The 10,386-nt window shown below is 62.4% G+C and carries 11 protein-coding genes; 1 reads left to right on the forward strand and 10 read right to left on the reverse strand.

Annotation, left to right across the window (positions count from 1 at the left end; translation table 11 throughout):
- Positions 1–34 precede the first annotated feature (34 nt).
- Both tsf and rpsB read right to left on the reverse strand, forming a co-directional pair.
- Positions 35–862: a translation elongation factor Ts gene (gene tsf / locus ACE03M_RS00775; protein ID WP_485932195.1), complete on the reverse strand. Its 828-nt coding sequence runs from the start codon at positions 860–862 to the stop codon at positions 35–37.
- A gap of 34 nt (positions 863–896) precedes the next feature.
- Positions 897–1,841: a 30S ribosomal protein S2 gene (gene rpsB, locus ACE03M_RS00780; RefSeq protein WP_143922502.1), complete on the reverse strand. Its 945-nt coding sequence runs from the start codon at positions 1,839–1,841 to the stop codon at positions 897–899.
- A gap of 564 nt (positions 1,842–2,405) precedes the next feature.
- Here rpsB and ACE03M_RS00785 point away from each other — a divergent pair.
- Positions 2,406–3,446: a D-alanyl-D-alanine carboxypeptidase family protein gene (locus ACE03M_RS00785; RefSeq protein WP_485932197.1), complete on the forward strand. Its 1,041-nt coding sequence runs from the start codon at positions 2,406–2,408 to the stop codon at positions 3,444–3,446.
- Positions 3,447–3,464: 18 nt separating this feature from the next.
- Here the strand turns inward: ACE03M_RS00785 and ACE03M_RS00790 are convergent, their stop codons facing one another.
- From ACE03M_RS00790 to lepB (ACE03M_RS00825), 8 genes are all read right to left on the reverse strand, one after another.
- A complete protein-coding gene (locus tag ACE03M_RS00790; protein WP_485932199.1) occupies positions 3,465–4,424 on the reverse strand; it encodes a tyrosine recombinase XerC in 960 nt (319 codons plus the stop codon).
- Positions 4,425–4,563: 139 nt separating this feature from the next.
- Entirely contained in the window at positions 4,564–5,853 is a 1,290-nt protein-coding gene (gene dprA, locus ACE03M_RS00795) for a DNA-processing protein DprA (RefSeq protein WP_485932201.1), read from the reverse strand.
- Positions 5,850–7,400: a YifB family Mg chelatase-like AAA ATPase gene (locus ACE03M_RS00800; protein ID WP_485932203.1), complete on the reverse strand. Its 1,551-nt coding sequence runs from the start codon at positions 7,398–7,400 to the stop codon at positions 5,850–5,852. The genes dprA and ACE03M_RS00800 overlap by 4 nt, the downstream gene beginning before the upstream one ends.
- Positions 7,397–7,795 (reverse strand): YraN family protein, encoded by a 399-nt coding sequence (locus ACE03M_RS00805; protein ID WP_485932205.1) that lies wholly within the window; start codon positions 7,793–7,795, stop codon positions 7,397–7,399. The genes ACE03M_RS00800 and ACE03M_RS00805 overlap by 4 nt, the downstream gene beginning before the upstream one ends.
- 158 nt (positions 7,796–7,953) lie before the next feature.
- Positions 7,954–8,271 carry a DUF2469 domain-containing protein gene (locus ACE03M_RS00810; RefSeq protein WP_143922497.1) on the reverse strand — a complete coding sequence of 106 codons (318 nt, stop codon included), beginning with the start codon at positions 8,269–8,271 and terminating at the stop codon, positions 7,954–7,956.
- Positions 8,268–8,999, reverse strand: coding sequence for a ribonuclease HII (locus ACE03M_RS00815; protein WP_485932207.1), 732 nt, complete (start codon positions 8,997–8,999; stop codon positions 8,268–8,270). The genes ACE03M_RS00810 and ACE03M_RS00815 overlap by 4 nt, the downstream gene beginning before the upstream one ends.
- Positions 8,999–9,703 (reverse strand): signal peptidase I, encoded by a 705-nt coding sequence (lepB, locus tag ACE03M_RS00820; RefSeq protein ID WP_485932209.1) that lies wholly within the window; start codon positions 9,701–9,703, stop codon positions 8,999–9,001. The genes ACE03M_RS00815 and lepB (ACE03M_RS00820) overlap by 1 nt, the downstream gene beginning before the upstream one ends.
- Before the next feature lie 93 nt (positions 9,704–9,796).
- Positions 9,797–10,386 (reverse strand): signal peptidase I (lepB, locus tag ACE03M_RS00825; protein WP_485932211.1); only part of this gene is annotated, 590 nt, incomplete at its 5' end.

The raw sequence follows: 10,386 nt of genomic DNA on the forward strand, positions 1-10,386 counted from the left end.
GTCGGAAACGACTCGCCCAACAGTCAATGGTGCTTCAGGCTCCGACGCGGAAACGCAGGAATCCCGTGGCCTTGACACCGGCAGCTTCGAGGACCTTGCTCACGGACTGCTTGGGATCCTTGGCGAATCCCTGGTCGAGCAGGCAGTTCTCCTTGAAGAAGCCGTTGACGCGGCCTTCGATGATCTTGGGCAGAGCCTTCTCAGGCTTGCCTTCGTTCTTCGCGGTGTCTTCCGCGATGCGACGTTCGTTCTCCACGAGGTCGGCGGGGACCTCGTCACGGGAGAAGTACTTCGGGCTCATCGCTGCGATGTGCACGGCGACATCGTGTGCGACAGATGCGTCGTCACCTTCGTATGCCAGCAGGACGCCCACCTGAGGGGGCAGATCCTTGTTCGTGCGGTGCAGGTAGGACTCGACGTTTGCGCCTTCGAGACGTCCGACGCGACGAAGGGCAACCTTCTCGCCCAGAGTCGCACCGCTTTCGGTGATGAACTCCGAGACGGGCTTGCCGTCCTTCGTGGACGCGAGAACAGCCTCGGCCGAATCAGCGTTCTCAGCAACGGCCAGGGCCAGAACTTCCTCGGCGAGTGCAACGAAGGGATCGGACTTCGCAACGAAGTCGGTCTCCGAGTTGAGCTCGATCATCGTTCCGACGCCGCCGTCGATCTGTGTGGCCACGAGACCGTCGGAGGTGGAGCGACCTTCACGCTTGGTGGCGCCCTTGAGGCCCTTCACACGGAGGAACTCAATGGCCTTCGACTGATCGCCGTCAGCTTCGTCAAGAGCCTTCTTGACATCCATCATTCCGGCGCCGGTCTTCTCGCGCAATGCCTTGATGTCAGCGGCAGTGTAGTTTGCCATTCTTTCTCCTAAAAGTTGGTGGAGTTAAAGGAAATCAGGACTCTGTCGACTCGGTGGAGTCCGCTGCAGCTTCTGCGGCGGGCTCTTCCGTTGCTTCGGCAGCAGGTGCAGAGGCTTCTTCGGCAGCAGGCTTCTCAGCAGCGGCGTCTGCGGCCGGAGCGGCAGCGTCGGCAGCTGGAGCAGCGGCTTCCTCTGAGGCTGGAGCGTTGCCCTCGAGCAGCTCGCGTTCCCACTCAGGCATCGGTTCGACGGCCGAGACGTTCTTCTCTCCGCTGTCGTCGTCCGAGGAGTGGCGGGCGATGAGGCCCTCTGCCACTGCGTCGGCGATCACGCGGGTCAGCAGGGACACCGAGCGGATGGCGTCGTCGTTGCCCGGGATCGGGTAGTTGACGTCGTCAGGGTCGCAGTTGGTGTCGAGGATCGCGATGACCGGGATGCCCAGCTTGCGTGCTTCGTCGACAGCAAGGTGTTCCTTCTTGGTGTCAACGATCCAGACAGCCGAAGGGGTCCGCTGCATGTCGCGGATACCGCCGAGGGTCTTCTCCAGCTTGTCCTTCTCGCGACGGAGAATGAGCAGTTCCTTCTTGGTGTGCGAAGAACCTGCAACGTCATCGAAGTCGATCTCTTCGAGTTCCTTCAGGCGGCGCAGGCGCAGCGAGATGGTCTGGAAGTTGGTGAGCATACCGCCGAGCCAACGCTGGTTGACGTAGGGCTGTCCCACGCGCTTGGCCTGTTCGGCGATCGATTCCTGTGCCTGCTTCTTGGTGCCGACGAAGAGGATCGACCCACCGTGGGTCACGGTCTCCTTGACGAATTCGAATGCAGAATCGATGTAGCCCAGCGACTTCTGCAGGTCGATAATGTAGATGCCGTTGCGCTCGGTGAAGATGAAACGCTTCATCTTCGGGTTCCAACGACGGGTCTGGTGTCCAAAGTGAACGCCGCTGTCGAGCAGCTGGCGGATGGTGACGACGGCCATGCCGACGCCCTCCTTTCTCTCGCGCCCGAAGGCGCTTTTACGTCAGTGTTTTCCGCCGGCTTTGAGCCGTCGGCAACAGTGACCTTTTCGGTTGATTCCTAGTATTCGGTTCATCCGCCCCACAAATTCGCCCTCGCGGACTATTTGCACCATGGGATGGAGAAGAAATCGAATACGCGTAGTCAGAAGACACGCTTCTGCTGAGGCCATCCTATCCCTGTTCCCCAAGGCTTTTCCAATCGATCCTGCACCTGAGGAATGGGCTGCATCACAGACTGCGCGGCATTTGACTCGCTCTGCGGAGGAGATTTCGCACGACTCGTGTCCGCTGAGGTGTGGATAACTTGGGCCCACCTTGGTTCATCTGTGCTGAAGGTACGCCCGGCGGTTCAGGTTCAGCACCTCCGCACCTGTCTGATCAAGGGCTTCGCTTGGTCACTCTTTCGTTGACTTCTGTGGATCGTCCCGCCACTTGTGTTCGTTTCACCTGTGCACGTCAGCGGGTCATCCACAGGCGCTGTCCGTGCGCCTGACATCTCGTAGTGACCGGGCTTCCATGGGTTCATGGACTTCTTCGTCGATTCTCCTCACACCGTCCGTTCCACCTCGGCTCGAGCACGACCGGCATCGTCGCGGCTGCTTCTCATTGCGGCAATGACTCTGATGGTCGTGGCCCTCACCTTCGCCGAGGCGGGGGCACCGGTCCGGACGGCAACTGCCGAACCAGCGTCCGACGCTCAGCCGACGTGGGTCTCACCAGTCCCTGCGATGGAGATCACCGAGGCTTTCGATCCACCTTCAGAGGCATGGCTGAAGGGACACCGTGGCATCGATGTGCTCACGGTCAGGGGTGAGCCGGTGCGTGCGCCCGCTGCAGGCACCATTCGCTTCCGTGGCTCTGTGGCTGGCACCGCGACCATGAGCATCGAGACGGACTCCGGATACGTCATCTCTTTCCAACCGGCTGATTCGGCGCTTGAGATGGGTGAGGCGTTTCCCGCCGGTGCGGAGATAGCAACGGTTGCCGAAGGCGGTCACTGCGACGAATCCTGCCTGCACATCGGTGTCTGGAAGTCCGCAGGTGTGAAGAAATACATCGACCCGACAGGCTTCTTCGGGCAGGAGCAGTCGATCCTCCTACCGCTGTCACGCAGACCGGCAGAGGAACCCACCGGAGATTCCACGACATCAGGAGCAGGTGCCTGGGGTGGACATCGCAATGGTCGAATCCCCGCCGCTGCAATGTGCGTATTGGAGTCGGCACTCGGACAGATGCTGCGCTGCGATGCCCAAGCGGCGTTCGACCGGATGTCCCACGCCTATGAAGCCAGATTCTCGACTCCGATCTCCGTGACGGATGCCTACCGTGACTATGACACGCAGGTCATCCTGAAGAGGCGCAAGGGTCGGATGGCAGCGACTCCCGGAACCTCGAATCACGGTTGGGCGCTGGCCGTCGACTTAGGAGGCGGAATCAACTCGTTCGGCACCGCCGAGCACCAGTGGATGCGTGCCAACGCACCGAAGTTCGGATGGATCCATCCCGGTTGGGCCCGCCAGAGCGGTTCGCTGCCTGAGCCGTGGCACTGGGAATTCCGAAAGTGAAGCCCCCAGGGAGTGTGATCAGGCCCGGGGGTGTGCCTGCCGATAGGTCTCCTGCAATCGCTGCATCGAGACGTGGGTGTAGATCTGCGTGCTGCTCATCGTCGAGTGCCCCAGCAGCTCCTGGATCTGTCGCAGGTCCGCTCCCCCGTCGAGCATGTGCGTAGCCGCCGAGTGCCGCAGCCCGTGCGGGCCGATATCAGGTGCGCTGGGATCATCGGAGCCGTACCGATGAACGAGTTCCCTGACCTGTCTGGCTCCGATTCGTCCGCCTCTCAGGCCAAGGAAGAGCGCATCACCGCTGGCGTTCGAGACCAAGGTCTCCCGCAGTGCCAGCCATCGCTGCAATGCCGACTGGGCGGGTTTGCCGAAGGGGACGCGTCGTTCCTTGTTCCCCTTGCCCAGGACAGTGATCATCGAGCGCTGATGGTCAACGTCGCTGCGGTTCAGCCCGGTCAGTTCCGATACTCGCACTGCCGTGGCGTAGAGCATCTCCAGGATGGCTGCATCCCTGGCCCACTTGGCTGCGTCAATGGGATCGCTGCCGTCGGCCTCGCTGTGAGCAGTACGCTCCCGGGACACAAGATCGGCAGCCTGCTGAGGTTTGAGGACGGTGGGAAGACGAGAGTCCTTCTTGGGAGTCCGCAGCCGCGCCGCCGGATTGTTCGTCAGTCCCTGGTGGTTCACGCAGTAGGCGAAGAAGGACTTCACGGCTGCGATCTTCCGGGCCACGGTCGACTTCGCCGCTCCGGCATCGTCGAGGGTGATCAGCCACGAACGCAGGTCGTTGAGATCGATGTCGCCAACACTGGGTTCGGAGGTGTCCGCTCGGGTGCGGGCAGCCGGTGAGTGGGCCGCGTGGTCGAAGAAGTCTGTGACATCCGAGATGTAGGCCCGCGAGGTGTGGGCGGAGACGTCGCGTGATCTCAGGTGGTCGGCATAGCCGGACACCACCTCGGCGATGGTCATCGGTTGGGTCACAGCCCCAGGCTACGCGATCGCTCGGGCCACGCGGTGGACCTTCACACAGCGGCGGCTCCTTATCGAGGACTCAGCTCTGTCGGCTTCGACCTATTATCGCTGTCTGCTCCGTCGTCTCATCTCTGTCTGCCTCAAAGAGTCACTTCTGTCTGCGCAGTTTGACCCAGCCGGAATCGCGACGAGCGCTCAGGCCGGCAAGTTCAAGGAGGGCGAGCGCGGAGAGTGTGTTCGGCACTGTCAGTCCGGCCCGAGCCGCCACGGTTCCGACATCCAGCGCCTTGGTCGCCGAGAGCACATTGACACAGATCTTCTCTCGTTCGGCCAGGTCATCGATCGGGTCTGCCGGCGACTGGCGCGGCCCCTCAGAACGCAGGCGCGGCCCCTCGGAACGGACGCTCGGGCCCTCGGAACGCAGGCGCGGGCCTTGGGATGGACGGCTATCGTCGTTGAACAGCATCGGCTGGGCACCACCGATGAGTTCGATGACGTCTTCGCAGCTGGTCACCAACTCCGCTTCATGGTGTCGGATGAGTCTGTGGGTCCCCGTCGATGACGCCGAATACACGGATCCAGGGAATGCCGCGACTTCACGTGAAAGCTCGAGTGCGTGTCGGGCGGTGTTGAGTGCTCCGCTGCGCCAACCGGCCTCGACTATGACGGTGACTTGGGACGAAGCAGCGATCAGACGGTTGCGGAGCAGGAAGCGGTGTCGCATCGGAGTCATCCCGGGAGCGGTTTCGGACACGATCGCGCCACACTCAAGTACTTGGTGGAACAGGTCGGTGTTGGCAGCTGGATAGAAGCGGTCGACTCCCCCAGCCATGAAGGCAATCGTGGTGCCGTCGCGGGCGATAGCTGCCCGATGGGCGGCCGCATCGATCCCGAAAGCTCCGCCGGAGACGATGGTCAGTCCCCTCGCTGCCAGATCCCAGGCCAGGTCTGAGGCACATTTGGTGCCGTAGTTGCTGGCCGCTCGTGCTCCGACGATAGCGGCTGCCCGTTGCAGCGCCGCGTTCAGTCTCGCCTTGCCTCTGACCCACAGTCCCAGTGGTGCCGCCGGTCCGAGGTCCCTCAGAGCAGGTGGCCATTCGTCGTCGCTGGGGATGACGAGCCGCCCGCCCAGTCTCTGCACTGCCTCGAGGTCACGTTGTCCCTGCGCATCCTCACCTCGCACCGCCCAGCGGTCGAGGGCCTCTCCGAGCTGTCCGCTGCCCGCGACCGCGTTCACGATCGGCGTCAGGCTGTCGGCGGCCTCGGCTGCTGATGATGTTCCTGCTGCCACTGCCCGGATCAGTTCGAGCACTGCAATCGGACCGACCTCGTCAACGAGCCCTGTGAGCAGCCCGTCGCCGGGTTCGCCGATCCTCAACAGGGCGGCCACAGCAGCTCGGATGTCTCCACTCTCCTCGTTCATACTGTCGTCATTCATGAGTCCTGTGTCCTCAGAGCCAGCGCCGTGGTGATCTTGTCCGGTGTCGGCACCTCGGCCCCTTCTAGGTCGGCCAAGGTCGTTGCCACCCTCAGCACTCGGTCGTATCCGCGCATGGTGATCCTTCCTGTGTCGAGTGCGCGGTCCAGGTCGCGCAGGCTGTTCGGACTCAGAGAGAAATGCTCACGCAGCCAAGCCCCGGGTGCGTTCGAGTTCAGCGTCCACTCACAGTCGACGTATCGATCAGCTTGTCGCTGCCGGGCGAGTCTGACCCGTGCGGCGACGGCAGCGCTGTCCTCCTGTGCCCCACCGAGGCGGATGTCGGCCGGTGAGACTGGAAACAGTTCGAGTTGCAGATCAACGCGATCCAACAGTGGACCGGAGAGTCTGCTGCGGTAGCGGCGCTTGTCCATCGGAGTGCATCGGCACGTGGAGTCGGCTCCGCGCATTCCAGCTCCACAGGGGCATGGGTTCGCCGCCATCACCAACTGGAACGACGCTGGAAGCACCATGGAGCCCCAGGCACGATGGATGTGAACCTGTCGAGCCTCCATCGGCTGACGCAGCGCTTCGAGTACATCACGTGAGAACTCGGGCGCCTCATCCATGAAGAGGACGCCGCGGTGGGCCCTGCTGAGAATTCCTATCGACCCGGGTCTGCGCCCACCGATGAGCGCCGAGGCGGTGCTACGGTGGTGGGGCGCTTCGAAAGGAGGTCGATGGTCGAGCCCATCGCCTCCGTGCAGCTCTCCTCGCAGCGAGCGCACCGCCGCCACTTCGACCGCCTGCGGGTCGTCCAATGGTGGAAGGATCCCCGGCAGACACTGGGCCAGCAGCGTCTTCCCGGCCCCCGGTGTGCCTCGCATCAGCAGATTGTGCCCACCGGCCGCCGCGACTTCGAGCCCGAATCGTGCTTCAGCCTGCCCTTGGACTTCGGAGAGGTCGTGGCGTTCGGAAATTTCCGGGTCGGCAGTTTCGGCGGCAAGGACCGGTGGGAGCATCGGGACGTTGAGATCTCCGCCGTAGATGTTGATCAGTTCGGCCAGCGAGGCGATGGCTCGGACCCTGGTTCCCCCGAGCAGTGCTGATTCCTGACTGTTGCCCACGGGCACGACGAATCGTTCGAAGCCGGCCTGCAGGCCGCTGTGCAGGCTCGGCAGCACACCGTTGACGGGGCGGATGCGCCCGTCAAGGCCCAGTTCACCACAGTGGATGATCGATTCTGTGTCGGCTTCGTCGATGATGCCTTGCGCTTTCAGCACGGCCACAGCGATTCCCAGGTCGAATCCGGTGCCGATCTTCGGCACCGTGCCTGGAGTGAGGTTGATCGTCAGATGCTGCGTGGCCACGGGGATCCCCAGATAGGCGAGCGCGGCTCGAAGTCGTTTCCGGGATTCGCTCACGGAAGCGTCGGGCAGACCGACGATGTCGATACCCGGCAGACCGGCGCTGACGCAGGCTTCGATGGACACGATCTTCCCCGCCAGCCCCCAGAGAGCGACGGCGGAGGCGCGTCCGATCACATTGAGCTGCGCCTCTTCGCTCACGAGTCGACCTGCAGGTTGCGGCGATGAGAGTAGTCGGGTTCGGGTTCCATGACGATGCCGAGGGCATCGATGCGGATGGCGGCGAAGTAGTCGCGCTGCCCGCGCAGCCAGAGTGCCGACAGCATTCTGATCCGCTTCAGCTTCGCCTTGGTCACGGCTTCGAGGGGAGATCCGAGGGCGAGCGTTCTGCGGGTCTTCACCTCGACGAAGACGATGGTCTCACCGTCCCGGGCGATGATGTCGATCTCTCCCCGTGGGCATCTGAAGTTGCGTTCGATGATGACCATGCCCTGCTGCTGCAGGAACTCTGCTGCCAGGTCCTCCCCTGTCCGTCCCAGAGCGCGCTGACGCATTCCCGGTGTCGTTGTGCTGCGTCTGCCAGATGTTGGTCCCATGAGTGACAGGCCACCACCGGCAAAGCAGACGTGACAAGAGCAGACGATCGGCCTGTGGACGGCGCTTCGTCGTCCACAGGCCGATCACGTGCAAGTCAAGGTCCGGCCCACAGGCCTAAGCGTGCGAGTGCCTCTCCTGAATCAGCCGCTGGCCGCCGTCAGCTCCTGATCGACGTCGGTGGTTCCAGATCGCTCTTGGCGATCTCCTCGATGTTGACGTCTTTGAAGGTCAGCACGTGCACTGTCTTGATGAAGCGCGCCGACCGATAGCTGTCCCACACCCAGGCGTCTCGCAGCGTCAGTTCGAAGTAGACGTCTCCGGCGTCGTTGTGGGCCTTGAGATCAACGTGGTTGGCCAAGTAGAAGCGACGTTCGGTTTCGACAACGTAGGCGAAGAGTCCCACGACATCGCGATACTCCTTATAAAGCTGAAGCTCCAGTTGCGCTTCGTAATCGTCCAGATCATCGGTGCTCATGACGATCCCTCCTTCGCATCGTGCGCCGTTAGCAGGCGGAAGCTTCTCCGGTGGTGAATGCTGGGGCCGAAGTCGGCGATGCCCCGACGGTGTCTGATGGTTCCGTACCCGACATTCGACTCCCAACCATACTGGGGATGAGCCTCGGCGAGTGCGATCATCGCCTCATCTCGGTGCACTTTTGCCACAATACTTGCCGCGGCGATGACGGGAACGCTGCCGTCACCTTTGATCACGGTCCGCACTTGGGGCAGTTCCAGGTCTGCTGCGGGCCCGAATATCCCCAGGCAGTCGAGCGTAAGTGGAGCTGAAAGCCAGTCGTGTTTGCCGTCGAGGAGCACCATCGTCGATGGTGGAAGAACTGCTGAGCCGACGAGAGGAATCAGCATGTCAGACAGTGCCCGACGACCGGCCAGATTCAGTGCCATGGTCATTCCGAGCTCGTCGAGTTCGCTCGGCGTCGTCGACCCTACTGCCGTGGCTCGCGCCCACCCATTGACGCGATCGGTCGCGGTCTGACGGGACAACGCGCTCAGCTGCTTCGAATCATGGATGCCCGCTGGCACCTCGGCGTCGGTGAGCTCTCGGAGGTCGAAGAGGGCCACGCCCACACTGACCGGCCCTGCCAGTGCTCCACGACCGACCTCGTCGATGCCGATGACGAACTCGTAGCCTTCTGCGAGCAGGGCGCGCTCACAGCTGAGGTCGTGCAATCCGATCTGTGCCATCAGCTGCCGGTGATTCCTTCAGAGTCGGGGACGTCGGCGAAGACTGACTCGGGGGTGGACATCCAACTGAAATGACTGAAGGGCCAATTGATGAGGAAGACGGTGCCCACCACGTTGTCCTCGGACACATAGGGCTGCGTGTCGACGTGGTACCGGGAGTCTGCGGAGTTGCTGCGATTGTCACCCATCACCCAATAGTGACCCTCTGGGACGGTGACTTTGAAGTCCACCTCCGAGGGGGCGGTGCCGTCGTCGAGGTATGTCTCATCAATGGGTTCGCCGTTGACGAGGATGCGTCCCTGCGCATCGCAGCATTCGACGGTGTCCCCGCCGACGCCGATGACGCGTTTGATCAGCTGCTGGCCCCCGTCAGCGGGAGCCAGTCCGACGAACTCGAGGATAGGGTTGGGCTCGTACTCCGAGATCTCTTCAGGACTGAGCCAATGGTCTGGGTCGTCGAAGACGATGATGTCGCCGCGGTTGGCCGGGCCGAAATTCGGCGCCAGCTGATTGACAAGGACCCTGTCATCGATCTGCAGTGTCTCCATCATCGATCCCGAAGGGATGTAGAACGAGCGGACGACCCAGGTCTTGAGTGCTGTGGAGATGAGGATGGCGACGAGAATGATCGCTGCGGTCTCGAGCAGGCCACGGAGGAATCTCTTCGAGGCTGAAGGTGGGGAAGCTTCTGATTCGGTTGACATTCGTTCGCTTTCGCATCGGACCACAGGTTCCGCAATGGGACTGAAATGAGCGTACCAGCACCCCGCCGCGGCATCTTTCAGGCGGCGGTCATCTCAGTCGACCGAGGAACCGTGCCCGATCACGGGCCCGATGACACGGTCGAGCGGAATGAATCCGCCTCCTGGCTTGCCCATCAGTGCGCGCGAGTCTGCAGACTTGTTCCGGTTGTCCCCCAGCACCCACATGGTGTCGGCGGGAATCTCGATCGAGAATTCGGTGGATGAGGCCGGGTGGGGCGCGTAGTCCTCCTCCAGGGGTTCGTCGTTGAGCAGCAGCCGTCCCTGCGCATCGCAGCATTGGAGTGTGTCACCGCCGACCGCGATGACGCGTTTGACGTAGTAGACGTCTCGATTCCCGAGCCCAACCCATGAACCCACCTTCTGCAGCGGGGTCGGCAGAGCATCGTCGACGAAGGAGCCACGGCCGTCGAAGACGACGATATCTCCGCGTTGGATGTCTGAACTCAACGCATCGGGACGCCACACGGTGATGTCATCGCCGACGTCGAGAGTCGGCTCCATCGATTCGCTGGGGATCGTGAACCGTTGGATGACGAACCCACGAACCGATCCGCCGATGACGATGATGAGAATCGCGATGACAGCCACGATCTTCCAGAGGCGGCCCGAATAAAGAAGAGGGG

It is taken from the genome of Brevibacterium sp. AGC70 (genome assembly GCF_057334195.1).